Origin of the sequence: Halobacillus sp. BAB-2008 (assembly GCF_000328325.1) — a bacterium.
GTDB lineage: Bacteria > Bacillota > Bacilli > Bacillales > Halobacillaceae > Halobacillus.
The window spans coordinates 1-26,900 of sequence record NZ_ANPF01000049.1 but is presented as its reverse complement, the minus strand read 5'-3'; the positions used below and the strand labels follow the sequence as shown (position 1 = coordinate 26,900).

Sequence of the window (26,900 nt, the reverse complement as noted above, 5' to 3'; positions counted from 1 at the left end):
AGAATGCAGTATTCTTAGAAGAGAAATGATTTATACAAAGTATCTCTAAAAAGAGTTTGAGAAAAGAAGGCTATCTTGAGGATATGGGTGAAGTATTAACACTTTTTTATGAAAAAGTTGAACTGAGAAAGTGGACATTAATGAAGTCCCTGGTAAACAAACAATGCTAAAAGGTTAATTCATTTTTCATTTGGAGGAGATACAATTTGAATAGTAAATTCACACCTTCTAAAGTAGATGGAATAAAAGTAGACTCAAAAGACATTGAGGTTCTTGGAACAAGGAGTAGTTTAAGTTCAGTAGGGAAAGAGATTGCAGTCGAAGCCGGTAAAGCTTTTATACCAATTGCATTAGAAGCTATTAAGAAGAAAATTGAATTAGATCAAGAAACCCAAAAGTTAGTAAGAGATGATAAAAGAAAAATTTTAAATAAAAGGGCTGAAACGTTAATATTACAAATAGAAAAAGAGGAATCTAAAGCTGATTATAATCAAGAAAGAATTAATAGATGGTGTTAAGAACTTGAAGAAATAATGAGAAAACAAGATATTATGGATGCAAAAAGTGAAGGTTTTACAAAAGGAATGCTATTTAGTTTTAAAGAATTTTTCGGTTCGAAACTCAAATAAGGGAAAAGGTAATATGAGGAAAAATAAATGAAATTGCAGAAAAATTATTTTTCCTAAGACAAAAATACAATTATCAGTAAAAATTATGAGTATTAAAATCCCCCTTATTCCTTTTCAAGAAGAGGAGAAATAAGGGGGGTTTTTATACTTTATCTTGATTAAACAAAAAAGCAGGGACTTCTTCAAGTGAAGTTCCCTGCTGCTATTTATTTTCTTTTTCCTCAAGCTCTTTAGATTTTTTCACTAAATATTGAAAGTAACTTTCCAATTCCCTTATCTGCTCTGGACTCATGGACTTCCACTTTTCCAAATCAAAAAAGCTGCATCTTCGATTCCGTATTGGTCCATCAATTTATTCACTTCTTTTATGGAATCAAATTCATTACTTTTATCTTGATAATCTGAAATATCTGATCGGCCCAAAAGGTAATCAGTGGATACATCGAAAAGGTCAGCTATCTTGTTCACAGTATCTAAAGTAGGAATTTTAGTTCCTCTTTCATAAGCTGTGTAAGTTGTTCGAGCTACTCCAATTTGCCTCGCAATATAATCTTGAGTCCAATTTGGATTTTCCTCTTTTTTGATTTGTCGGCATTTTTTCAGCCTATCTGCAAAATTCATGTTAATACCACCATGCTTTTCACTATATTATAGTGTGTGATGTATCCATTATAAATGTTTCTCAAAGTAACTTAAAGAAAAGTTCCTAAAAAGTGTAAAGAAATTATATGGATATTGTTGACAATGTTACCTAAAGGAACTTATAATACATTGTAAGATGTTCCTTAAAGGAACTTTGGGGGGTGAATAAATTGAGGATGTGGTTAAAAGAGATTCGACTTCAAAAGGATTTAACGCAAGAACAAACAGCTAATAAATCAAACATATCGAGAAGCTATTATACTCATATTGAATCAGGAGTTAAAAATCCTACAGTAGAAACAGCGAAGGACATAGCTTTTACACTAGAGTTCAAGTGGACAAATTTTTTTGAAAACCAATGTTCCTTAAAGGAACAAAAAACTTATAAGGAGATGTTGTAGATGTTTGAAGCTAAACTGCAACCCGAATCTGATTTTAATAACAAGGTCTATGACATTTTTTATGATATTGCTAAAAAAGCACAAGAAGATGTTCAGAAAGAAATGGAATTACCCTATTTAATTGATCGAACAAAATTAGCTGAGCGTGTGTTTAATGTAAGTGTACAATCTCTTGATGCTCACATATTAAAGCGCCAGGACTTTCCAAAAGTTCATGTAGGTGGCCGGACACTTTATCCCAAGGATTTAGTCATAACGTGGATTAGAAATCATGTTGAAGTATCTGATGATATTGCTCCGGAAAGAAACTTTGGTGTTGTTTGACTCTATGAATATAGTATATACCTCTGAGAAAGCAATTAATGGTACAAATCAATAAGTAAGGAGGGGAGACTATTAACAAAAGTAAAACAGCGCAGTTAATGAGGGATTTAAGGAAAAACAAAAATAAAACCCAGCAACAGTTAGCTGTAGATATGTTTCAGTCAAGAGAGTATATCTCTAAACAGGAAGGGGGAGAACGGAAGGTTCCTCCTGTATCCACTAAATATTTTATTGAGAAGTATAACAATCCTTGGTTAGCACTTGAAGCTGTTAATGAATATGTTGGGTGGGGGATCTCTCGCTTAGAGGAACCCGAGGTAGAAGAGGATAATTTTGTCTTACAACTTCTATTAGAGGAAGAACTACAGAAGGCTATTAATGTATTAGCTAATGTAAATTTAACTGCAAAATTACACGACAAGCAATCTATTAAGCTTCATGATATACGGAAATCAGCTGAAATTATGACTGGTGTTATTCATTTCTCTACCCTGTATTTAGCTACTGTTTGTGAAAGATATGAAATCAATTGGCTAAAGCTTTGGGAGGATCATCACCAAACTTTATATTCTAAGAGATTATTAAATTAGGAGGTGAGGTTGTGCAGGGGTGGTTAAAGCTGCATCGTAAAATTCTTCATAGTGAAATTTTCGAAAATGAGAAGTTGTTAAAAGTGTTCATTTATTGTCTGACGAAGGCAAGCCATAAAAATACAGAATCGAGAGTAGGGAGGCAAAAGGTTACTCTTAAACCAGGTCAATTTATATTTGGGCGAAAAAAAGCTGCTTTGGAATTAAGCATGAATGAATCCACCGTTCGTGACTACTTTGAAATATTGGAAGAAGATGGAGTGATTTCTATTGACTCCACCAACAAATATAGTGTGATAACCGTTAATAACTGGGCAATTTATCAATCAAACGAGGAAGATTATGACAACAAAACGACACCAGATAACCAGCAAAATAACAGCAATTCACCATCAGAAAGACAGCAGAAAGACACATACAAGAATGGTAGAGAACTTAAAGAAGTTAAGAATGTAAAAGAATTCATTACTACAACATCTTCTGAACGATTGGAATGTGAGAGCATTCAATTTTACCAAAATAATTTTGGTGCTATACGTCCTAAAATCTCAGAAGAAATAGTGAGCTGGGGTGAAGACATTGGAGAACAGTTAATCTTGGAAGCCATGAGACGGTCTCTGGATCGTAATAAACCAACGTGGGGGTATGTGAAGAGTATTCTTCAGTCTTGGAGCAATAAAGGAATTCGAACAATTGAACAAGCAGAGGCAGAAGAAGTTGAATATAAAAATAAAAAGATTAGAAATGGACCAGCTACTAAAAGCCCTTCTCAAAAGGAAGTGATTCCTGAATGGTTCAATGACCGCGAAGAACAAGAAAAGCGGGATATAAATAAACAACCTAGCATTGATGATACAGCTCGAACCATTGAGTTAGCGATTAAGCTAAAAAGATCGAGGAAGAATATTCTTGCTTCTATTAATGATCGTTATAACCTTTCTGAAGAAGAAATAGCTTCTATTAAGGAAGGTAAATGCTCAGCTAAAGAGGTTTTATTAGAACAATTAAAGCTTAGAGCAGGCGAGCCATAAACATGGGAGGTGGTAAGTTGAAATCCAATAAAAAGCATTTTGCCTATTATGATATTTCTTCACAAGCTGACAATGTAAAAACCTTTGAAGGAAAAAGGTATAATGTGCATGGCATTTGGGCGGTGGATCGCCTTGGTAATGCTGAAAAGTTGTCCAGTATCTATTATCGAATTCGAACGGTAAAGGATGGTCAATTTAGAACCATTGCTAAACGTAAAAACCCTATGAGTGAACTAAAACCTGTGAAGTAAAGATAACAATTTTAATACGTGCTTAAATAGCACATTTAGCTCCTTGAAAACTATATATCTATGCTGGGAAAAGAAAGGTCACAGAATTTTCCTAGCTGTTGATGAGAGTTGGGTGCGTGTTACTCGAAACGCATCTAGTGACCGGATAAGCGTTGTATCAACGAAGGTTTTTCTATTTAAAGTGAGGGGACTACTGATGAAACTTTTAATAGTAAGACCTAGATACATAAAGTTCTTCGTATATGCTAGAAACGTTGTGCTTTGCAGTACAGTATTATCATTAGTGAATGCTGCATAGGGTTGATTGTATCTTGCCAAAAACAATCTTTATACCATTAAGATGATCTACCAAATCATGGATTTATATTTAAGTAGGTGTTAGAATCGTTATACAAATCACTTGAGAGGAGATTGATCTGATGGCAAAGCGTTGGATCGGTGGTTTGACTGGATTTGTTATAGTTTTAATCCTAGTTGGTTGCGGGTCACAAGGAGCCACAGGTCAAGTCGAGTCTTTATCACCAGGCGACATGAAAGAAACTATCCAAGATAGTGAAAAAGTTTATGTTCTGTTAACAGATGCCTCGGAGGAAGAGAAGAGAGATGAATATATCGAGGTTGTAGAAGAGAACATTGAAGAAATTAATGTAAAAGAATTGAATGCGCAAAATCCAAAAATTGTTGACGGAGATATGGATCTGAATGAAATAGGTTTGGAAGGTAGTGAATTGTTCCAATCTCTAAGTTATTATGAGGATGGACAGTTACAGAATCGTATCTCTTTAAAAACACAGAAATACAAAACCCTTGAGGATAGGGATCAAGCTATACAAAATTTCATCAACGATACTTCATCTTAATGGAAGTGATCTTTAATAGATCACTTCTTTTTTATGGACAAAAATCTTGAAAGGGGGTGAATGGGAATGAGCGTTACCAATCGTGAACTTAAGCAATCCAAAGACTTAGTTCAGACGCTGCTAACCATCCAGGATATTTCTTACAATGAGTGGCTTCATGAAAAACATCAAGAGTACATCCAAGAAAACCAAGATGTCGTTATGAAGTCATTGCTTCATTACAAAGGGGTGGGTGAGGAAAACAAGAACAAAAATATTTAATGAGGAGAGATATTAATGAAATACTTTGCAGATCATTCCATGCTTGCTGCCATTAGTAATTTACAATCGACAGGGGCCTCAATTTTATCGGCCATGCAACTATTAGGTATTGTTTCGGCTGCCATTGCTTTTGGCATCGGAGCCTACCACCTTATTTGGGGTGGAGTAAGAGGTCGTCAGAGCTCTATTGTTTGGTTTATTGGCGGTGCTGTTGGGCTTGTCGTTCTAATGGGAGCTACGGCTATCGCTGAATACATTGACAGTCAGGTGATCTTTTAAAGGAGTGTAGGACCATGAGGGTATTATTCACATCAAAAGTGGAGGGTGAAATTTCGAGCTTTCACCCTTACTCCTTTCAAGAAGTTGTCGTGCTAACCGCAGATTTGGATGCTAAATTAAAAAAGAAAAATGCTGAGCCAATGATACTTGATTTTATGATTTTTAATGAAGAAGGAGATAAGTTGTACAATGGCTCCTATGAAGTGGGAGGAGAAGGAACATCAAATATTTATGACCATGTTTGTCAAAAGCTTTTAGAGTTACCTATGAAAAATAAAAATGAAAAAACAAAAAGGGATGTCTTTCTTCAACAATTAACTTCTCACACCCCAGCATCTTATCAAATAGACCTGACAGAAGTGTGGAAAGAGAAAGAAGGACAAAAGTCGAGTTGGAAGCAGCTCGGTAAGCGTGGCAGAGTTTTTGTGAGTGTGCTCAGCACCATGTTATTGGTAGCCAGCGTTACATCCATCACTCTGTTTATACTCCTAAACAATCAAGGCAGGGATCTAAAAGCCACATCTCAAGAGATGGAAAAAATGGAGAATGTAAAAACAGCTTACGAAGGGTATTGGACGGGTGAGCAGGAACAAGCTGTTCAACAATTATTAGGAATGGAAAATTTATCGGAATCGGAGCGCCAAACATTGCTTCATTTTCTGGTGGACCTTAAAAAGTATGATCGAGCTTTGCAGTATGTAGGAAAGGAAAATACTTCGTCTCTAGCTGCGCAAGTCATGCAAGTTCATGGTCTGGAAGAATTGAGTTCCTTTCATGAATCTTATCCGAGTCCTTTAGGTGAATTTAAATTAGCTTTTCATCACGGAGAATACAAACAGGCGGTAAATATTCGAGATATGCCGATGTCTCCTAAATTGTATAAACAAAAGGGAATCGCCTATCTAAGACTTGAGCAATTAGAAAATGCCAAAAGAATGGCCAGTGAAGCGAATGACGATAAACTGAATAAAAAGATTAATGAGTATCAAGAAATAGAGAAACAGTTGACGAAGATCAACAGTCAAATAGAATCAGAGAAAAAGTTAGAAGATCAAAATGAATCTAAAATCGATTCGCTTAAAGAACAACAAGAAGATCTGGAGAGTCAAAAGAACAGTATATAAGAGGGTGATTCATTTGAAATCAGTCATTGCTAAGAAACAGGTGCTTATGGTATTAAGCATCTGTTTTTTTATAACCACGATTCTGGTCAGTACTTTTCTATGGAATTTAGGAGAGGCCATGTGGGAAAGCTTAAAGACCTTCCCGGAATTCAGTAAACCCATAGAGTTTAAATTGTCGTATTGGACAGATTTTCATTTCAAGGAGCAATCACTCTACTACGGAATAGCTGCTTTAATTGGTTTTGTCGGAATAGCTCACATGATTTACAAACTTAGAAGTAACTTCAAACCCGTAGGTACGGACGAAAAGGGTTCTCAGAGATTTGCCACAAGAAAAGAAATTCAACAACAGTACAAAGCTATTCCTGATCGAAAGCAATCTTATGAAGGTCAAGGTGGTCCTGTATTATCGAGAAAGGGGGACAAAGCATTTATTGATCCATCTCCTGTCAATAATTTAATCATTGGTACGACAAGAAGTGGTAAGGGGCAAACGTATGTGATTCCAACCATCGATGCCTACTCTCGCGCTGAACACCAACCTTCTTTAGTCATCAATGACCCTAAAGGAGAGTTATTCGCTTCTAGCCGTGAGACATTGGAGAAAAGAGGATATGAAGTGGAGGTATTAAACTTAATGAATCCTATGCAAAGCATGAGCTTTAATTTGCTGGAGTTGGTTAAACAATCCTATAAGGATGGCGATTATTCTACAGCTCAGACGCTTTGTGAAACTATCACTCATATGCTTTACCATAATCCGAATGCTAAAGAACCTATGTGGGATGATTCAGCTAAATCCCTTGTGAATGCCATGATCCTTGCCATTACGGAGAAGAGCATAACGGAAGATACAGAAGAAAAAATTACAATGTACACGGTCGCTAATATGCTCTCCGAGTTGGGAACTAGAAATGAGGTTGAGGAAGATGGTCAAGAATATAACGCATTGGATCAGTTTTTCCAAGAGTTACCTCAATCCCATGTAGCCAAAGGTCAATATGCAACGAGTAATTTTTCCAAAGGGAATACTCGATCTAGCATTTTTACGACAGCTATGAATGGATTGACGAAATTTACAATGAGTGAAACGGCTAAAATGACAGCTAAAAACTCTTTAGATTTAAAAAGAGTGGGCTTCGGTCAAAGTATTAAGGGGCGTGGTCATCCTTTTTCCAGAATAAAGGTTTTCTTTCCCGATGGAACAACCGAGACCAATCAATCAGGAGAAAGTGGGACATGGACCATTAACTTTAATACTTCATTAGCGGCCGGAGATCAGGTAGTTGTGTCTCAGGAAGCCACACCTGTCTCTTCGGAAGATGAAGATGGGCAAAAGGATAGCTCCACCATTCGGATTGACAAAGTAAATGAGGGAAACGGCAACGTTTCCTTCACTTACCTTTCTGAGAGCCCCACTATCGAAGTAAAAGAAATTATGTACTCGAATAAGCCTATCGCTGTGTTTATGGTTACACCCGATTATGATACTTCAACTCATGCTATTCCATCGATTTTCGTTAGCCAATTGTATTATGTACTATCCAAAAATGCAGCTATTGCCAAAGGACAAAAATGCTTACGTGAAGTGGTTTTCATGTTAGATGAGTTTGGTAATATGCCCGCGATAGCCGATATGGATAATAAAATCACGGTATGTTTGGGAAGGAACATTCGTTTTCACTTAGTGGTTCAATCCTATGCTCAATTAAAAGATTTGTATGGAGAAGATGGTCAAGCGACCATTCGTGGAAACTGTGGGAATGAAATTTATATTTTGAGCGCTGACTATGATTCAGCTTCCTATTTTTCTTCTAAGTTAGGAAAGAAAACATTGAATACACAAACTCGGTCTGGATCTACTTTTTCCCTGGATAAGTCGAAAACGGAAAGTACGGAAGGAAGAGATCTTCTAACGGCCAATGAACTACAGGAATTAGAGGAAGGAGATACGGTCGTACGTCGTGTATTATTACGTCGTGATAAGAGAGGACGAAAGATTCGTGCCTTTCCTATCTATAATACAGGGAAGTACAGTATGAAATATGCTCATACGTATCTCAGTTCAGAATTTCGCCCAGGGCGGTCGATTACGGAAGAAGAGATTTTGACTCCGCACCGCCATGTTCATCCATCAGACTTAGTGATCGATTTCCAAATGGGCGAATCTAATAAACAAAAGACAGGCGAGGTAGAAGAAAATATAGAAAGTCTCCCGCAAAGTGGGCCATTCAGTAATTCAGAACCATCAACGGAATGGTGGCAGAAGGAAAAAGTCGGAGATTTCTTTGATAAGAGTACCCTTGCTCTGATTCAACAGCAAATTGCGCCTCTTTTAGAACACAGTGAAGAAGAAATGAATGAGGAACCTATGGAAGCTTTTCTTTATAACTTAAAGCTTCTGGGCGATCATGAAGAAATTAACCGCCAAGTGTATAGTCACATACGCAAACAAGTAGATAAGTTAATTGAAGAACAGGAATCACCCGTGGTGCAAGAATGAAAAGGGAAAAATCTTTAAGGTGGTGATGGAATGTCCGATGAAGAGTTGTTAGAGATATTGTTAAGGTTTTCGGACGTCTTATCGACTAATAATATTTTCACCTCTGGGTTAAGGATCATGGGGTGGGGAACGATCCTATTCTTGAAAATGATTGTCGATGGCCTAGAAGGCATGGTCGATAAGGTTTTAATCTTAACGGATTTCTTTTCGAGCGATCCTGTGATTAACTTTCTCGAAACCATCCAGCCTGTTCTTTATATTCTGTTAGCCATTTCATTGGGAATGATTGGCTTTCGATTAGTTTTTAATAAAGAAAAGAATCGATCTGATGTACCCATGAACCTATTTATCTCCATCATGACGATTACTCTATTGTCATTTGGAATGGGGAAAATGAATGACTTTACTGGCGATGCCATGGATGTAGCAAAGGTCCAGACCAATTCTTTTACTACCTCTGATCGAGTAATGGAAGACTATATTACAGATATTTCTGTTTATGATGAATCCGACTGGACAAATCCGGATATAGAAGAACAACATCACGTAAGTCCATCCTCAATTGATAAAATATCTATTAATGAAACGATTGACGATAGCTTTGAAAAATCCAATGGGGACAGCCTATCGAATAAAGGCCAAAAAATTGTAATGAACAAAGTAGGATTAGAATCAAATGGTGAAGAAGGACTTGTTGAGTTAGGAAAAAGTGGTCTGTTTGATTTCCTTCCAGAAAATTATTACCGGTGGCATGTAGATTGGTTTACGGCTATTGTAACCCTTTCGGTTATGGCTTTTACCATGATATTAATATCCATTAAAGTGGCCAAGCTCTGTTTTGAGCTTGGCTTTAATCATATCGTGGCCTTAATTATGGCCTATGCGGATATTTCCACGGGCCAGCGCTTGAAAGCGATCATTAAGAATATTGGAAGTATTTTTGCTTCTCTTATCATGATTTTCTTAAGTTTACGTGTGTATATGTATTACACAACCTTTATAGATAATAACCTTGAAGGACTTGGGTACTTGATTGCTTTGATCGCCGGAAGTTTAGCCGTCATTGATGGACCTAATATTGTACAGAAGCTCTTTGGCATTGATGCTGGATTGAAAAATGCTTGGCATGTTGCGATGGGTGGTTACCTAGCCTCTAAAACTCTCGGCCCTCCGATGAAGAAAGCTGCAGGAGCTATTACAAGCGGTGGAACATCAGCCCTAATGAATACAGGTGCCGGGACAGCTGGTGCGGTCGCTGGTATCTATGGGCGCAAAGGTGAGGGAAATTCTAAGACAAATGAAAAAAGTGATCCTTCATCAACCCAAGGAAATAGAAGTCAAGGAAACCAGAAAAAACAAGAGCCAAGTCCAATGACATCCAATCAGGAAGGACAAAAAGGTTCGTTGGGAGGAAAAGAAACCAGAAGTCCAGAGGCAGGAAGTCGTTCATCCACCTATGAAACTAAGGGTCAGTCCCATCCTTCTTCTCAGAAAGGGACCTCTATGAACACTACAAAAGAAGATCCCTCAGGAGGGTTGGACGCACCATCTTCTAACCAAAGCAATGAGCAACCTATATCTACTCAACCTAAGAAATATAAAAAACAAAAGGAAGATATAGGTAGTAGTGAAGCAGGAAGGGGGCGTTTAGGGGACGAGGATAACGAACCTAAGGAGAGGATAGATCAAATAGCATCAAGCCCAAAACCAGAAGCATCAGATGTGAAAACGCCAGAAAGTACAGAGGATATTCCTATGCCAAATCAATATAGGACAGAGCAACGAACCATTGGAGGATATATGAAAGATCGATTGGGTGAGAGATTCAATAATAATCTTAAGGTTCAAAATGCAAAAAGGACGTATAACTTATCTCGAAATACGACGGAAAACTGGATAAATAAAATGAAAAAACGCGGGCCTGAGGAATAAATCAGCCCTCGTTTTTTTGTAAAGGAGGGGTTTTATTGCAATACAAAATTCCATCGGAAATAGGAAGTGAGTTAAAGATCAACCGTCTATTTTACCTTACAGACTTACTTGTGGTCCTCATCCTGGGAGGCATAGGCTTTACCTTCCGATATGTGGTTCATTCTTCATTCGTTTGGTGGTATGCAATCTTTTGGGTCTTATTAATGGTTGCTTGGTTGATCCGACCCAAAACGAACCCAAAACTGCGTATGGCGAAAGCCTTGTTCTTAGCTGTCACAAGAGACCGAATGACTTATTGTGCCATCGATAAAAAAGAAAACGAGTATTCAAAAGATGAAGAGTTACGAGGGGAGGACTTTACATGAAAAATAAGAAGAAACACCACCCTTCCTTCAAAGAAAACAGTCCCGAAAAAATGGCTCTTTTTGATGAACGAAAAACTGCTGAGAAAAAGAAGAAACAAATAAGTTTGAAAGCTAATAAGAAAAAAAGAGAGGTGGCCATTCCAACCATAGCGGAGATTCTTCCCATTCAGGACATGACTGAGGAAGGATCCTTTCATCTACAGGGGGAAATGGGCTATATGGACGTGATGCAGCTGCAGAGTAAAGATATTTATTCTCCATCTACCCAGGAAACCGAATACGACATCATGAAGATGGCCAAGTTCTTTCAATCTTATGCACCAGATATCAAGATCGTGTCCATGAATTTTCCGGTTAATATGAAAAAGCAACTCGATGCGATTAATTACAAGATTGCTCAAAACAAAGCGCCTCTCTATGAGCGCTTTTTAATTCGAAAACGAGAGGAACTTCAGTTTTTAGAGGCCTACCGGACGAATAGAGAGTTTTATCTATTTATTTATGCAACTAGCCTTAAACAGCTTGCTGAATACAGAAACAATTGTCGGCGCTATCTCGGGCGAGTCGCTCCGATTATGGAGTTAACGGATGAAAAGAAGCTCGATTTGCTCTATAAGTTTTATAATCAAAATTCCAAATTAGAAAAGAGGGGTTAAGCATTGTTCTCATTTCTAAAACAGAAAAGTGATACCGAAGATACTCAAGAAAAAGGCTACAATCCTTTCTTGCTTGCCCATATCCAACCACAAGGAGGGATTAAGTTCCAAGAATCCTTTATTCGTAAGGGGGATGGTTATGAAGTTTGTGTCCATGTGTATGCCTTCCCTAAAAATGTTTCGGACTTTTGGTTAGAACCTATTTTCAATATGGAAAACGTCATTACAACAATGGATATTGTCTCGGACGATCGTTACAAAGTCCGGGATGGTTTAAACAAAGGGATGGCTGAACAAAGTTCCCGAATGATTAACGAAAAAGATAATGCTGGCATTATAGAGGCGCAAAATAACTACGATGATTTGAGGGAGCTATACAACCAGGTCTCTGAGGAAGGAGAAATTATCAAACGTGTTCACCTAAGACATTATGTAAGTGCGCCAACGAGAGAAGAGCTGGAAGATAAAGTGAAAGTCGTCTTATCGACATTACAGGACGAGAATTTCAGGGGATCTATTTTCTTAAACGAACAGGAATTCGAATGGAAATCGCTACTCACGAATTATACCGAACAATCCACTTATCGAAACAAGAGGGAAGGTCATCCGATACCCGCATTAGGGTTAGCTGGTGGCTTTCCTTTTCATTTTACTAGCTTAAACGATCCTTTTGGTACCTTCTACGGGACGACATTGACAGGAGGAAATGTGGTCTTTGATCTCTTTCATAGAGATCAGCAACGTAAGAGTTATAACGGAGTCATGGTCGGTGCGATGGGAGCAGGAAAGTCCACCACGCTTAAGAAAATTATGCTGGATAACGCGATCAAAGGCTATAAGGTTCGGACGTTTGATGTGACCGGAGAATTTGTAGAGTTAACGGAAGCATTAGGCGGAAAACAGATTGCGCTTGATGGGTCAGATGGGGTCATCAACCCTTTACAGGTATATCAAACGGCAGAAGATGAATATACCTCCTTTACTCAGCACTTATCCAAGTTAACGACATTCTATAAATTCTTAGCCCCTGAAGCCAATGATAGTGAATTGAAAGAATATGAAAATCTATTAAGAAAGCTCTATGAAAATCTTGGCTTATGGAACGATGATTCAAAATCAAATATCACCGAATTGTCGGTTCATGAGTACCCGATCTTTACCGATTTTCTTACCTTTATCGAAGAACAACTCTATGAAAATATCAAGGAAGGAAAACAAAGGGAGAAGTTGAGTCAGGAAAGGAAACGACGTCTGGAGAGTATCGAGTTAAACATTCGTAACCTTGTAGAGACTTACGCGCATCTATTCAATGGCGTATCAACCATCGAACACTTTGATGAGCAACAGGTCGTTACATTTACCCTGAGGGGTCTATCTCAAATGAGGGCCGAGGTTTTCCAAGCGCAATTGTTTAACGTTCTCAATCTTTTATGGGACTCCATGCTAACGAATGGTTCTCCTCAGTTTGATGCTTATAATCGAGGAGAATTAGCTTTTGAAGATGCTGTACGATATCTCATTTTAATGGATGAAGCTCACCATATCATTAACACAAAGAAGAAGAGTGAGAGTGCTCTCGATTTTCTAACCAAGTTTAGCCGAGAAGCCAGGAAGTATTTTGGTGCTCTTCTCTATGCAAGCCATACGATTCGCGATTTTGTTCCTGAGGGTTCGGATCAAAGTATGGTAGAGGAGATCAAGAAGCTTTTTGAACTGACCCAATACAAAATTATTATGCAGCAGGATAGTAACAACTTAGAGATGATGCAGCAAATTTTCATGGGGCAATTGAGCCAGAGTGAATTAAAAGATATCCCTTACCTACAAACAGGGGAGACGATGTTAAGCATTCGTGCAGTGGAAAACATTCGCTTCAAGGTGGAGGTATCGGACGAAGAGTTAGCGTTGTTTGGAGGAGGTGCTTAAGGATGCCTTGGTCCCTTCTCCTTGGGTTAGTTCCTCGGAAAGTATGGCTATGGTTGATTGGTATTCTGGTAGCTCTTTTCCTTCTACAAATGCTCTTGTATGCATCCATCATCACAGGAGTGATTGGTTATCAAAAGTCTTCCTCTAGTGAGGATGTGAGGTCCGTGGACGTAGTGAATGGTACAGCGCAAGTTTCCCCTACATTAGAAGAGTATCGGCCTCTATTTGAAGAATATGCCGAACAGTATGGAGTGTCCAAGTACGTGGAGCTTCTCTTGGCCAAAACGATGCAGGAATCGGGTGGACGTGTAGATGATGTGATGCAAGCGAGTGAGTCTCTTGGTTTACCTCCAAATACGATTGAGGATCCCGAAAGAAGTATCAAGGTTGGGATCCGATACTTTTCGGAGATGCTGGAAAAAGCCGGAGGAGATATTAAGCTAACCCTTCAAGCTTATAACTTCGGTGGAGGCTTTATTGACTACGCAAACGAACACAACAATGGGGAGTACAGCAAAGAGTTAGCCATTGAATTCTCAAGAATGAAATACCAGGAATTGAAACACACAGGCATGTATTCATGCATTCGACCGGAGTCGGCAGAAACGGGTGCTTGTTATGGCGATATTGGTTATGTAGAGGCTGTTTTAAGTTACCTTAAAGGCGGAATTATTGAAGCCGATTTACAACCAACGGGAGAGTGGGTGATGCCCATTGAAGGGGCTCTTACCCAAACATCCGATTACGGTATGCGCTCTGATCCCTTTGATGGAACGCCGGATATGCATAGAGGAATTGACTTTGCCTGTACGAATGCCGTAACGCCTATTCAAAGCGTCGATAACGGCCAAGTGGTAGAGGTGGTAAGAAAAAATTCTGGTTACGGAAATAACGTTCTCGTGAAACATGAAGAGGGACTTTATAGTCACTATGCTCATTTGTATGCGATAAGTGTACAAAACGGAGAGATGATCCAAAAAGGTTCAGAAGTAGGCAAGTGTGGTACGACAGGAAACTCTACAGGCCCCCATCTTCATTTCGAAGTCATGACCAAAAACCAGTATCGTTCGGACGTGGATCCTGCGCCTTATCTTGGACTTTAAAAAGGAGGTTAGTGATGAAAAAGCATGTTCTTTTTGGCTTGTTTGTCGGTCTGTTAATCGTTCTCACCTCCGTGAATATCTATGCCATACAAACGATAGCGAATGACGATCTACAGAAGGAATTGCAACAATTAGAAGAGAAAAACGAATCGATTATGGAAGGAAAAAAGGAATTAAAGAAGACGTTACAAAAACAGAAACCTGCGGACATTCAAGCGAGATATAACGCTTTAGTGAAGCAGGTTTCTACGTTTATAGAGGTATCCTTTCAACAGGATAAAGAGACCTATCAAGAAAGGAAAGAGAAAGCCAAAGAGGTGATGAGCAACGATTTAGCTGCAACCTTCTTTCCTACAGATACCTATAAAGGAGACAGGAAAACGGAAGTAGAGGAAATAGAAATATATATCAAAACAGGTAATCTCACAAACAATCAAGCAAGCGTGTTCGTTCAATTTAGACACACGCTTTTTTCTTTGCAGAGTGATCAAAAACAGGTGTCTCCCGTGTTTCTCCATATAAAAGTTCATAGGGAAGAAGGGCAGTGGAAGGTAACAGATTTCCAAGACGTAGAAGAGGGAGGCTATTCATGAAAAAACAAACGAAACACATCACGGAAGGGACCTCAAAAAAATATCTTATGGGATTAAGCGTCATGGCTATGGCGCTTCTTTTTTTCTGGTTTTCTGGTTTTATCTTTGGTGATGAAGAGCAGAGCAAAGTTCAGCAAACGCCTGTCAATGAAACTCTAAACTTACAAGGATCAGGCGAACTGACCATTAAGAACTGGGTTTATAATCCAACGGAAAAGCTCATGGTTGTTACCTTAAACCTGAATAAATCAACCACTTTATTAGATGAAAAGTTAAGCTTCACGGCTCAGGAAAAAGAGCATCCCAAACGTGATCTACCGACACATATAGAGTATAACGATGAAAGCAGATATGTCATTAGCATCCAACAGGTAAGTCCATCCTTTGATGTTATGGCCTTAGATGTAAACAAGGAAAATACCAATACGCTTTTAACGAAAAGGAATGCACAAGATTCCCTGAAAGGGGGTGAGGAAAAGAAAGAGCTGGCACGGATTTATACCGATCAGCGTGAAGTGGAAATGAACAAGCAATTAAGCATTTTAACAGAGCAAATGTATGAAGTGGCTGCTGTATCTGAAGAGATCGAAGAGGCGAAAGAAACAAGGAAAGAGAAGAAGAAACGTATCCAATCCAGTGATGAACGGATCGAAGAAATTGATCAAAAAACCGTTGAATTAGAATCAGAGCTCCTATACGAAACAGAGGAAGAGAAAAAGCAAACAGAGGCTCGAATTCATCATCTGGAAAATGAAAAAGAGCAGATCAATCAAGAGGCAGCAGAACATGAATTGGCCATTCAAACCATTAAGGAAAAGATTAAGATGTTAAAAGAAAAACGGGAGATGTTATCAAACGAATAAGGGGCAGAGATTTCGCTGGAGGCCAACACAGGGTCTACACACCTCCGGTGCAGGGACCACACATCATGGTGAATTCAAGAATGAATGGTCCTGTTTGAGCAACACAGCGACCGCACATCTGGAGGAATTCTTGTTCCCTCGTTTTGCCCGGCTCTGCCGGGATTCACACGCCAAGTGGGAACAAAAACCCCTTATGCTCTTCTCTTTATTCACTAGTATTTGTGTCTTTATCAAAAGGAGTGATTGTAATGGAAGTAAGAATTCGGTATATGGATCCGAAAACTGTTCAACGAATTGACGAACTTGCGGAAGAAAAAAAGTTAAGTCGGCAAGAGTTTTTACATGCTCAGTTGCATCAGTTAGCTGTTTTTAAAGAAGAGAATAATCGTGAACAAAGACTCCAGCAATTAGTCGATCGAAACATACAAACGATGGCTCATTGTTATACAGCGATTCGAGAAATGAATGACCTCTTGCAGATTGAAGAACCAGGTGAAGAAGCATGAGTGAAACCGTAACGCCTGGAGTGGTTTTAAAAACAAAATTCGTGACAGCGAATAAGAAAGAGTTTCAAGATTATGTGCAATACGTGGACCGTGAAGAAGCGAAAGGAAAGGGGGATGCTCATCGGTCCATGTTTAGTTTATATAATCACTACATGGACGATCCAGATAAAACATCAGCTTTATTTACTCAGCAATCAGACCATTTATCAGTGGAAGGAAAACAGGGTATTAAATCATTGTTTGAACAGGCTCAAAAAAAGAACAGTATCATGTGGCAAGATGTCATTACATTTGATAATGATTGGCTTCAAAACCGAGGCGTTTATGATTCAAACACACACACTTTAGATGAAGACGCTTTGAAGCAAGTGACACGAAAATCCATGCAGTCGATGATGAAAAAGGAGGGATTACAAGAGAGTGCTGTATGGTCGGCGGCTATTCACTATAACACCGATAACATTCATATTCATGTGGCTACAGTCGAACCAAACCCGACTCGTGACCGTGGAAAGCGAAAGCCGAAAACTCTAGACGCGATGAAAGGTGAAGTCGTGAATGGATTGTTAGATCGAACACAAGAACGAAATCAAATTAACTCGTTGATCCGTGACCATATGGTGAATGAAAAGAAAGAGAATAGCAGCATGAAATGGAGCAATAGAGAAATAAAACCTCTGTTCCTCGATGTGTATAATCACTTGCCTAAGGATAAGAGACAGTGGCACTATGGCTATCAAACGCTGAATCCTATTCGACCGAAGATTGATGAACTAACGACGAGGTATTTAGATAAGTATCACGCCAAAGATATGAACCAGCTGCATGATAAATTGGATCAAGAAGTCAACGAATTAAAACGAGCCTATGGTGATGGACCTAAGGATAAGAAGCGATATCAGCATTACAAACAAAACAAGTTGAATGATCTCTATAAACGAATGGGCAATGCGTTCTTACAAGAAATGAAACGGTACGATTACCAGCAGTATCCTAGACAAATATCCAATACAAATGCCCCTTATAAGTCCATGACGTCAGGAATTCAATTGCAACGTTCCTTAAGAAGCATTCAGCGTTCGATGGGACAAACCTATGATCAGTTTATTAATGATTTGGATCATCAGAAGTTGGAACGAGAAATCGATAGAGGAAGGTAGGGTTACAAGGATGAGACGACGTCAAAATGTCACGCTTCATGAAGAGACGATAGCATTAATTAAAGAGTATCAGGAACAACATCATATCCGTTATCCTGGCGAAGCCTTAGACCGTATGATGGAGGAATGGGAATCACAGAATGCGAAGGAACAATCACAAGAATATCTCATGAGTTTGATGGCTCAACGATTCCAAGACGTGTTTTCTGAAGAGATGAAACGGTTGCGGTTAGCAGCCAATCGAAGCGATAAAAATACACAAGTCCTTCTGGAATTAATGAACGGTTTTGCGATGGATCAAAACTTAGAAAATTGTGTTACAACCCCAATCTTTGAGAGCCAAGCGATGAGGGATGCGAGAGAAGCAGTCGAAGAAAGAATCAGTCATCAGCGTCAAAAGAGAATAAGTGATACAGAGGCTCAACGAGCATCTAGCTGAGGGTTATAAATGAGGAATTAGTTCACAAAGGAGTGAGGAGATGCTTTTGTTTAATAGCAATTATGAAGTAGGCGTGTTTAAGCGTTTAGGTGAAAATAATGAGCTCGTGATGGACGTGGGACAGGAGGAATATACCTTAACGTTGAAAGACGAAGAAATGGAAGATCTTGAGCAGCATTTAATGAATCAAGAGAACCTACTCATTCCCTTTCATAAGAAAACAAAGGAACTAATATTAAATACAGAACCCAATTACAATGAGGAAGAAATGGAAGAACTCATGAACATTAGTGAGGGAGCTGATGATCATGGCGAAGACTAAACGATCCTATAAACAGAAATCACCGGAAAAGGTTAAAGAGGAGATTAATCGACTGACAGAGGGGATGGAAAAGAGTATTACGAATCACTTTCATTCTCCTGAACAAATGAAGGAGTATCTAGATTTTATGGGAAAGTTTCACCGGTATTCTCCACGTAATACGGCCTTGATTGATTCACAGTTTCCAGGAGCAGAAGCTGTAGGGTCTTACGCCTTCTGGAAAGACAAAGGTTTTTCGGTAAACAAAGGAGAGAAAAGTTTAAAGGTTCTCGTCCCTAATCGGTTAGGCAAACAGTTTCAAGATGAAGAAGGCGAATGGAAACCTTTGAAATATGCGACGAAAACACAAAAGCAACAAGTCAAAGACGGTCAACTCGATAAACGAGATGGCCGTCTTGTTTATACTACTGGAAGTGTTTTCGATGTTTCGCAGACAAACGCCACTCAAAAAGATCTGCCTCAAATCTTTCCTAACAAATGGATCGATGGGGAGATTGAAAACTACAGTCAGCTTCGAGAAGGAATGAAGGCTATAGCTGATAAAAACAATATTCAAATTGTGGAGCCTTATGAAGAGTTAGGAGCAGCCAAAGGAGTGAGTTATACCGGGCTAGGAGAAGTAGCGCTTAATCCACGTAATTCGGAACGCCAGGACACAAAGACTCTCTTGCATGAATTGACTCACGCCAAGCTTCATACGAAGGAAAATATGAATGACTACACCAAACCGGAGAAAGAATTTCAAGCGGAAATGACAGCTTATACGGTTGCTTCTTATTTCAATATTGATACCAGTGACTACTCATTAGACTATCTGCATCACTGGACCAAGGATCATGAATTTAAAGACCATGAAAGCTTATTACAAGAGGTTCAGTCAACAGCTAAAGAATTTATTACAACCATTGAAGAATCCATGGGTCAAGAAAAGGAAGGGGAGAAAGATATGAGTTTTAAAGAACAAAAACATGAAATGGAAGAAGAGAAACAAGAAAGAGAGATATTACCTTCAGAAAAGCTTCGAAAGATGTACAGAAGCCAGATGAGCAAGGCTGAAAAGGATAACGGGCCGTTTGGTAAGGAAGAAAAGGCCGATGACGAATATTCTCATCAAGATTTCAAAGACGATTACAAAAAGGAGCTCATGAACTTTATTGAACCAAGAGTCGGAAAAGAGTTGGACAAAGAAGAAAACAATGACCGACAAGAACGTTTGAATCAGATGCGTGCTTTTCAAGAGACTCACAGTAAAGAAGAGGTGTACCAAATTAAAAAGGAATCTCTTCAAGAATTAAAAGAGCTACCTTTAACAGATCGTGGAAAGCAACGTCTATCTCAAATCGAAAGTAAGCTGGATCGAGAATTTCATGGAGAGAAAGAAAAAGAAAGCACCCCTTCGGAAATGAAGAATGGAAATGAAGATAAGAAGGCTTTTCAGCAGAAGGAAAATCAAAAAGAAAAAGAAGAGGTTGAACGGTAGACAGGGAGTTTTCTCCCTGTCTTTTTTATATCTAATTTTAGAGAGGAGGAAGTGCTGCATGGCCAAACATGTAAGCGCGGACCAAGTGGAAGTTGCTCGGAATGTGGATCTCATAGATTATCTTGAACGTAAAGGAGAACCACTGAAAAGGGAGGGAAGGTACTATCGACATCAAGTACATGACAGCCTAGTGATTAAAAACCAAATGTATGCCTGGAACTCTAGAGATGAAAAAGGAGCTGGAGTCATTAACTTTGCCAAAATGTTTTATGGCATGAGCTTTCCGGAGGCTGTCCTCGATTTGAATGCACAAGGGTATAAAGTAAAAGACAACCTCCAAGAGCAAAGTCCTAAAGAGCCTTATCATTATCCTTCTCATTATGAAGTAAATGATAGGACAAAAGCTAAAGGTTATCTTACGAAAGAGCGGAAGATTCATCCTAAGATTGTTGATTGGCTTGATAAAAAAGATTTAATCGTACAGGACAAGCTCGGGAATGTAGTCTTTAAGTGGAAACAGCAAGGGGAAATTGTAGGAGCTGATCGGCAAGGGACTTCTCCAATGAAAGACGGGCGAATGTTTAAAGGGATTGATAGGAACAGTCATGGTTCGGCTGGGTTCTCCGTTGATATTGGTAAACCTAACTCTATTTACCTTTTTGAAAGCCCGATTGATGCATTGTCTTATTGGAGTATAAAGAAAGAAAAGCTGCAAAACACTCGGTTAGTTTCCATGTCTGGGCTTAAGCGTCAAACTATGATTGATGAAATTAAACGGATGGGCAAGGAAGGTCATAAGGTGAATCAGATAACTTTCTGTACGGATAATGATAAGGCGGGAAGGGAGTTTGCTAATAAGTATCACGGTTTAATGAGTAAAGAAGTATCTAAAATTGATTTGCCAACTAATAAAGATTGGAATGCGAGCTTGCATAGAGAAGTGTTGAAAGAAATGAATATAAATAAAAAGGAAAGGTTCACATAATAAATAAATTTTCTAATCTAGTACACAAAAGCTAGCTTAATTACATTTAAAAGTGAAGGAAGTTTGGGTACAATTAGAGTACATGTATATCCCACTTTAGGGTAAAAATAAAAGTTATTAAATAAAGTTGAATCATTACAGTGAACAGAAATTATGTAGAAATACAAGGGAGAGTAATTTAATGAAAACGACATTATTAAGAGCAGTGGAAGAGGCGTTAACTCCATTTAATCAATATTTTGAAGGGGAACTCCTTTTAAGAAATAAAATTATTGATGACCTGCGTTCTTATAAACAAGGTTTAATTGAAGCATTACTTGAAAACGATATGGTGCGTGAGGTGTACGGTGTTCCAATTAAAAATCATTATGTTTTCAAAATGGATGAATTTATCGAGATGTTAAGATCAAAGACCTTTTGGGCAGACAGCTATACCAAGTACTCCAATGAAATTGGACTGACCAGTGAAAATAAATATCTAAAATACAATGGTGATGTCGTTTTAGACTTTCCACATAAAGATGGAGTCCTTGAAGGTGGGATGACAAAAGAAGATCAAGGTAAAAAAGAAATTTATTACCATAATATTATTGCGAGAGATGAAATAGATACTCTGTTAGCTCCAAAGGTGTTTTCTAATGTGAAAAAGTACGATGAAAATGGTGAGCATAACATAAATGGTATATCTGAAGAAGATAATTTTATTGTTAAAGGTAACAACTTAATTGCTCTCCATTCTTTAAAGCAGAGATATGCGGGGAAAACAAAGTTAATTTACATAGATCCACCTTATAATACAGGCGGAGACAGCTTTAAGTACAATGATAAATTTAATCATTCTACTTGGTTAACCTTTATGAAAAATCGTTTAGAGGTAGCTAGAGAACTACTATCTGACGATGGTTCAATATGGATTACTTTAGATGATGTAGAGCTTCATTATTTTAAAGTGTTATGTGACGAGGTTTTTGGAAGAGAATGTTTTGTGAATACAATAGTTTGGAGACATTCTGACAACAGTAATAATAATGCTCTGACTTTTTCAGAGGACCATAACTATATATTGGTATATTCAAAGTCCCCAAATTGGAAGCCAAATTTCTTGAATGATCCTGAAAAAAGGAAACACTTTAAAAACCCTGATAATGATCCTGACGGGCCTTGGTTTGATGGTAATCCTGTAAATAATCCAGCACTTAGACCTAATCTTCAGTTCAATATAACTACTCCAAATGGTAATGTCATTACACACCCTGCTAACGGTTGGAGATGGTCGAAAAAAACAATGGATGAGAAGTTTGAAACAGGAGAACTGAGGTTCTCTGATGATGAGACTAGAGTGATCAGAAGGACTTATTTGAAAGATATGGAAGGACTACCACCTTCAACTTTATGGACAAATCTTGAAGTAACTGGACACACTCGAAAAGCAAAATATGAACTTAAACGATTGTTTCCAGATGTACCAGTGACCAGCTTGTTTTCCACGCCAAAGCCCGAGCTTTTAATAAAGTACATTATAGATATTTCTACTAATGATGGCGATTTAGTTATGGATTTCGTTATGGGATCTGCTACAACCCAGGCAGTTGCGATGAAAATGAAAAGGCAATTCATTGGGGTGGAACAAATGGATTATATAGATGAATTTATTATAAAGAGATTGCAGAAAGTTATTGAAGGTGAACAGGGCGGTATATCTGAGTTGGTTGAATGGAAAGGGGGAGGTAGTTTTATATATGCCGAATTATCCCCCTTAAATATTAATTTTGTTGATGAAGCAAAGAGCATTAAATCAGAAACCGAATTTATCAATCTTATAGAGAGAATAAAAGAGAAGGCTTTACTTAACTTTAAAGTTGAACTTGATAAACTTAAAACCGAAGACACTTCCTTCCAGTCTTTAACACTTGAAGAGAAAAAACAAACTTTAATAGATGTGATTGATCATAATCTTCTTTATATCAATTACTCTGAAATTGAGGATGAAGAATTTAAGATTGATGAAAGAACCAAAGCTTTTAATCAATCGTTTTATGAAGAAGGTGGCCAAGAGTAATGACGCCAGACAAACAAGAAATATTAGCTAAGCAAATCGAAGAACAGTACACTCTTTTCAGTCAAAGACCAGAAGTTCCTGGTTATATTACCGAAAATCTTAGTCATGGAATGCGTGATTATCAAACTGCAGCAATAGAGAATCTTATTTTTACTCAGCAGAACCCTAAAGCTGATGAGCATTTTAATCATCTATTGTTCCATATGGCTACAGGGTCCGGAAAAACTCTTATCCTTGCTTCGTCTATTCTATATATGTTTAAGGAACACGGTTACCAAAACTTTCTCTTTTTTGTTAATACAGACGGGATTGTGAAGAAAACTATAGACAATTTAACTAACGAAAAGTCCCCAAAGTATTTATTTCGAAAAGAAGGAATTATCATTGATAATCGTAGAATAGAGATCGTACTCGTTGATATATTTCCTTCAACACCGGCCCCTAACACTATTTATTTAAAAGTAAGCACTATTCAAAAGCTCCATCTAGATTTAACAGAGCCAAGAGAAAATTCTATGACATATCAATCACTTGAGGAAATGGATATTGTCTTATTAGCTGACGAAGCACACCATATTAATGCTTCAACAAGAAAGAAAGGAAAAATGACGGTTGCAGAAGCTGAAGCAAAGACTTGGGAAAAGACAATTGAAAGACTGTTAGCTTTGAGAAATAAAAATCGTCTACTAGAGTACACAGCGACAGTTACCTTGACAGATGATAATATTTTTAATAAATACCGATCGAAAATTGTATTTCAATACGATCTAAAGAAATTTATGAAAGATGGATATTCTAAAAATGTTATGTTGTTACGAGCAACAGAGAATGACGATGTAAAAATGCTCCATGCTGTATTATTAAGCCAGTATAGAAAATATATAGCGAAAGAATATGGTATTGATATTAAGCCCATTATTTTATTTAAATCTAATAAAGTTGATATCTCGAAAAAAGCTAATGAGCGGTTGCTTCAAATGATACGGAGTATGACTTCTGATACATTGGAAAACTTGATAAAAAAAGGTATAGAGACCTATCAAAATGAAAAAAACATCTGGGGGAAAGCATTCCGTTATTTCAAAACACTTGATTCAAACAAAATAGTTTTTGATTTGAAATTCGACTTTACTGAAACTACTACACCTAATATGAATGACTCTAGTCAAACTAGCTTGTTATCTGAAGGCAATGCTTCATTACTTAATACTTTAGAAGAAGCTAATAACCCTGTCCGGGCAATTTTCGCAGTAGCTAAGCTTAATGAGGGATGGGATGTCTTAAATCTATATGACATAGTAAGAATAAGTGAAGGTTCCTCAGATACAAAAAAAGCAACCGATAGTGAAGCACAGCTAATTGGTCGTGGGGCAAGATATTATCCGTTTTTGTATAAAGACAAAGTGGAGGATAAACGTCGCTTTGATGATTATCCCAGTCCATTAAAAGCTATTGAAACCTTACATTATCATACGATTAATGACAGTGCTTATCTAAAAAGCTTAGAAAAATCACTTAGAGAAGCACAGATTACAGTAAAAGAAGCAGAAGCAGAACCTGTTGTAGCTAAGTTAAAGACTAATTTCAAAAATCATCATATTTATAAACATGGCAAGATTTATATTAACCGCCTAGTACCAACGTCGATTACCGATTATGACAATCTATCAAAGTATCAAGTATCAACTAATTTTGAAGTTCCGTTGGAAGTTGCGGTAGAGCAAAAAATAGATAAATCTTTATTAGAGGGATCAGTCTCAACTACAAAGGAATACCAGTGGAAACCGGAAAAAAGATTCATTCGAAAAGCCTTACAACGAAATCCTTTTTTTCACTTCCGTAATCTAAAGAATTATGTACCTTCAATCAATAGTATAAGAGAGTTTATTGAAAAAGATTCGTTTTTGGGACAGCTTACTATTTACTTCATTTTACCATCGGGCATAGAACTAACTGATCTTAGCCCCATTGAAAAATTAAATGCTGTAGAGAGTTTTTTGAAGTATGCTGAAAAGAAGATTAGAAATAATTATATGAAAGAGCGAGGGACTCCCGTATTTGAAGGAGTTGCTTTTTCAAAATTAATTGATGACTATTATTTAGAAATCAATAAAGTTAATCGTGGAGTGAGTGATGTTTCTGAAATTAAAGAACCTAGATCAATGCGAGGAAAAGATTGGTTCGTTTATGATAAAGCAATTGTAAACCAATTGGAGGACGACATGATTGACTTTGTTCAAAGTTACGTTGAAGAATTAAAAGAGACGTATAAGAACGTATTCCTCATTCGTAATGAGCGTTCCATTAAGATAGTTGAGATTGATGGGGTTCGAGGATTTATGCCAGACTTTCTACTATACCTACAAGATGATGAAGTAACCTATCAAGTCTTTTTAGAGCCTAAAGGAGGACACTTGATAGAAAAAGACAGATGGAAACAAAATTTTTTAGAAGAGTTAAATAAAAGAGATATAGTCCAAGTGTTATCAGAAAACGATAATGTGCGTTTAATTGGCATAAAATTTTACTCAAATAGTAGTGAGCAAAAGGCAGCTTTTCGTGATGATTTTAAAGAAAAGCTATTAGAGGGAAGATAAATAATTCTTAGGAAAGGTGTAATAAGAGACGCCTTTTTATCATAAAGATAGTCTTCCATAGAGAACACGCTTGAATCCAGTAGGATTTGAGCGTGTTTTTTATTTGTAAATATCCGGAAGGTTTACAGTGTGCTGTGTCGAATCATGTAATTAGGGTTTGTTTGAGGGTATAAGAAGAAAATTAAAGATCTGCTAATGAAAAGTCCAACAATGGTAATTGAATGGACAATAGAAATTTTTAATTTTGTTATTTAAATTAAATAAGGAGTGTTTTAATGGGGGCTATTTGGGTCAAAAGAGGAGACTTAGTTGCAAGAACTGGAGATGTAGTAGGTTACAAATCGGGGCTGGGATTAACCAAAGAAGAGTTCGATGATATTATCCCAAAAGAATACCATAATTATTGGCATGGAGAAAATAATGGAATGCTACGTATACGGTCGGAAGAGTTTGAAGAAATAATTGCTCATAGTTTATATGAAGTTGGAAACATTCAAACACCTAGTATAGCTCCATCTAGTATAAGATTATTTCACAAGTACAAAGGTAATGAAGAATTATTGTATATATTTGAGGAATTATTCAGAGAATTTATTGAACTATTAAAAAGCTCTACTGAAGCACCGAAAGTATTGAAAAAAAACACGATAGACCCAAGCCCAGTTATAATTAAAGCCAAGGAAAAGTATGGATTGAGTGGATTGATTGTAGCTCAAGATATAATAGAGGGTCATATATCTGATAATCATAGAAATCCTTGGAATAAAATAAGAAGAATAAAATGGAAAGATACTAAAGAACTTAAAGGATTGTTTAAGGACGAATCTTTAGAAACTTTATATGGTAAGTTCTTAGATCAGAGGTATATAGACTACCTAGATAAAAACTTTGATTCCTTAGGGAATATACATTGGAGAAAGTTTGAAGGTCTAACTTGTGAATTCTTTGAGAGACAAGGTTATAAAGTGGAAATCGGTGAAGGAAGAAATGACGACGGAGGAATAGACGCAAGAGTATGG

At 37.6% G+C, this 26,900-nt stretch carries 28 protein-coding genes; 27 read left to right on the top strand and 1 reads right to left on the bottom strand.

Annotated elements, in window-relative coordinates; all coding sequences use genetic code 11:
• The first annotated feature begins 206 nt into the window (after window positions 1–206).
• The gene (locus D479_RS11540) at window positions 207–518 is read left to right on the top strand and encodes a hypothetical protein (RefSeq protein WP_008637165.1); all 312 of its coding nucleotides are present in this window, start codon (window positions 207–209) and stop codon (window positions 516–518) included.
• Window positions 519–917: 399 nt separating this feature from the next.
• Here D479_RS11540 and D479_RS19940 read toward each other — a convergent pair whose 3' ends face one another.
• Window positions 918–1,250 (bottom strand): helix-turn-helix transcriptional regulator, encoded by a 333-nt coding sequence (locus D479_RS19940; protein WP_008637160.1) that lies wholly within the window; start codon window positions 1,248–1,250, stop codon window positions 918–920.
• A gap of 191 nt (window positions 1,251–1,441) precedes the next feature.
• On the opposite strand from D479_RS19940, the gene D479_RS11530 reads away from it, so the two are divergent.
• The 26 genes from D479_RS11530 to D479_RS11405 form a co-directional block, all read left to right on the top strand.
• Window positions 1,442–1,672, top strand: a complete 231-nt coding sequence (locus tag D479_RS11530; protein WP_008637157.1) for a helix-turn-helix transcriptional regulator — start codon at window positions 1,442–1,444, stop codon at window positions 1,670–1,672.
• Window positions 1,673–1,996, top strand: coding sequence for a hypothetical protein (locus D479_RS11525; protein ID WP_008637156.1), 324 nt, complete (start codon window positions 1,673–1,675; stop codon window positions 1,994–1,996).
• A gap of 98 nt (window positions 1,997–2,094) precedes the next feature.
• Complete coding sequence (locus tag D479_RS11520) at window positions 2,095–2,586, top strand: helix-turn-helix transcriptional regulator (RefSeq protein ID WP_008637153.1); 492 nt, start codon at window positions 2,095–2,097, stop codon at window positions 2,584–2,586.
• Between the two features lie 11 nt (window positions 2,587–2,597).
• Window positions 2,598–3,617, top strand: a complete 1,020-nt coding sequence (locus D479_RS11515; RefSeq protein ID WP_008637151.1) for a DnaD domain protein — start codon at window positions 2,598–2,600, stop codon at window positions 3,615–3,617.
• 17 nt (window positions 3,618–3,634) lie between these two features.
• Window positions 3,635–3,868 (top strand): hypothetical protein, encoded by a 234-nt coding sequence (locus D479_RS11510; protein WP_241210927.1) that lies wholly within the window; start codon window positions 3,635–3,637, stop codon window positions 3,866–3,868.
• Window positions 3,869–4,287: 419 nt separating this feature from the next.
• Window positions 4,288–4,728, top strand: a complete 441-nt coding sequence (locus tag D479_RS11505) for a hypothetical protein (RefSeq protein ID WP_008637148.1) — start codon at window positions 4,288–4,290, stop codon at window positions 4,726–4,728.
• Window positions 4,729–4,794: 66 nt separating this feature from the next.
• The gene (locus D479_RS11500; RefSeq protein WP_008637147.1) at window positions 4,795–4,989 is read left to right on the top strand and encodes a hypothetical protein; all 195 of its coding nucleotides are present in this window, start codon (window positions 4,795–4,797) and stop codon (window positions 4,987–4,989) included.
• Between the two features lie 15 nt (window positions 4,990–5,004).
• A complete protein-coding gene (locus D479_RS11495) occupies window positions 5,005–5,268 on the top strand; it encodes a hypothetical protein (protein WP_008637146.1) in 264 nt (87 codons plus the stop codon).
• A 14-nt stretch (window positions 5,269–5,282) separates the two neighbouring features.
• Entirely contained in the window at window positions 5,283–6,392 is a 1,110-nt protein-coding gene (locus D479_RS11490) for a hypothetical protein (protein ID WP_008637144.1), read from the top strand.
• Window positions 6,393–6,405: 13 nt separating this feature from the next.
• Window positions 6,406–8,895: a VirD4-like conjugal transfer protein, CD1115 family gene (locus tag D479_RS11485; protein WP_008637142.1), complete on the top strand. Its 2,490-nt coding sequence runs from the start codon at window positions 6,406–6,408 to the stop codon at window positions 8,893–8,895.
• Window positions 8,896–8,925: 30 nt separating this feature from the next.
• Entirely contained in the window at window positions 8,926–10,827 is a 1,902-nt protein-coding gene (locus D479_RS11480) for a pLS20_p028 family conjugation system transmembrane protein (protein WP_008637141.1), read from the top strand.
• A 35-nt stretch (window positions 10,828–10,862) separates the two neighbouring features.
• A complete protein-coding gene (locus D479_RS11475; RefSeq protein ID WP_008637140.1) occupies window positions 10,863–11,192 on the top strand; it encodes a DUF5592 family protein in 330 nt (109 codons plus the stop codon).
• The gene (locus D479_RS11470; protein WP_008637139.1) at window positions 11,189–11,848 is read left to right on the top strand and encodes a hypothetical protein; all 660 of its coding nucleotides are present in this window, start codon (window positions 11,189–11,191) and stop codon (window positions 11,846–11,848) included. Before D479_RS11475 ends, D479_RS11470 begins: the two co-directional genes overlap by 4 nt.
• 3 nt (window positions 11,849–11,851) lie before the next feature.
• Window positions 11,852–13,774, top strand: coding sequence for a DUF87 domain-containing protein (locus tag D479_RS11465; RefSeq protein ID WP_008637138.1), 1,923 nt, complete (start codon window positions 11,852–11,854; stop codon window positions 13,772–13,774).
• Between the two features lie 2 nt (window positions 13,775–13,776).
• Window positions 13,777–14,877, top strand: coding sequence for a lysozyme family protein (locus D479_RS11460; protein ID WP_008637137.1), 1,101 nt, complete (start codon window positions 13,777–13,779; stop codon window positions 14,875–14,877).
• Window positions 14,878–14,891: 14 nt separating this feature from the next.
• Window positions 14,892–15,470, top strand: coding sequence for a hypothetical protein (locus D479_RS11455; RefSeq protein ID WP_008637136.1), 579 nt, complete (start codon window positions 14,892–14,894; stop codon window positions 15,468–15,470).
• Window positions 15,467–16,333 (top strand): hypothetical protein, encoded by an 867-nt coding sequence (locus tag D479_RS11450; protein WP_008637127.1) that lies wholly within the window; start codon window positions 15,467–15,469, stop codon window positions 16,331–16,333. Before D479_RS11455 ends, D479_RS11450 begins: the two co-directional genes overlap by 4 nt.
• A gap of 248 nt (window positions 16,334–16,581) precedes the next feature.
• Entirely contained in the window at window positions 16,582–16,839 is a 258-nt protein-coding gene (locus D479_RS11445; RefSeq protein ID WP_008637126.1) for a hypothetical protein, read from the top strand.
• Window positions 16,836–17,999 (top strand): MobP2 family relaxase, encoded by a 1,164-nt coding sequence (gene mobP2 / locus D479_RS11440; RefSeq protein ID WP_008637125.1) that lies wholly within the window; start codon window positions 16,836–16,838, stop codon window positions 17,997–17,999. The genes D479_RS11445 and mobP2 overlap by 4 nt, the downstream gene beginning before the upstream one ends.
• 10 nt (window positions 18,000–18,009) lie before the next feature.
• The gene (locus D479_RS11435; protein WP_008637124.1) at window positions 18,010–18,438 is read left to right on the top strand and encodes a hypothetical protein; all 429 of its coding nucleotides are present in this window, start codon (window positions 18,010–18,012) and stop codon (window positions 18,436–18,438) included.
• A gap of 40 nt (window positions 18,439–18,478) precedes the next feature.
• Window positions 18,479–18,760, top strand: a complete 282-nt coding sequence (locus tag D479_RS11430) for a hypothetical protein (protein WP_008637123.1) — start codon at window positions 18,479–18,481, stop codon at window positions 18,758–18,760.
• A complete protein-coding gene (locus tag D479_RS11425; RefSeq protein ID WP_008637122.1) occupies window positions 18,747–20,240 on the top strand; it encodes an ImmA/IrrE family metallo-endopeptidase in 1,494 nt (497 codons plus the stop codon). Before D479_RS11430 ends, D479_RS11425 begins: the two co-directional genes overlap by 14 nt.
• A gap of 58 nt (window positions 20,241–20,298) precedes the next feature.
• Complete coding sequence (locus D479_RS11420) at window positions 20,299–21,225, top strand: toprim domain-containing protein (protein WP_008637121.1); 927 nt, start codon at window positions 20,299–20,301, stop codon at window positions 21,223–21,225.
• A gap of 181 nt (window positions 21,226–21,406) precedes the next feature.
• Window positions 21,407–23,284, top strand: a complete 1,878-nt coding sequence (locus D479_RS11415; protein ID WP_008637120.1) for a site-specific DNA-methyltransferase — start codon at window positions 21,407–21,409, stop codon at window positions 23,282–23,284.
• Window positions 23,284–25,881, top strand: coding sequence for a DEAD/DEAH box helicase family protein (locus tag D479_RS11410; protein WP_008637111.1), 2,598 nt, complete (start codon window positions 23,284–23,286; stop codon window positions 25,879–25,881). Before D479_RS11415 ends, D479_RS11410 begins: the two co-directional genes overlap by 1 nt.
• A 275-nt stretch (window positions 25,882–26,156) precedes the next feature.
• A partial coding sequence (locus D479_RS11405) for a restriction endonuclease (RefSeq protein WP_008637110.1) occupies window positions 26,157–26,900 on the top strand: 744 nt, incomplete at its 3' end.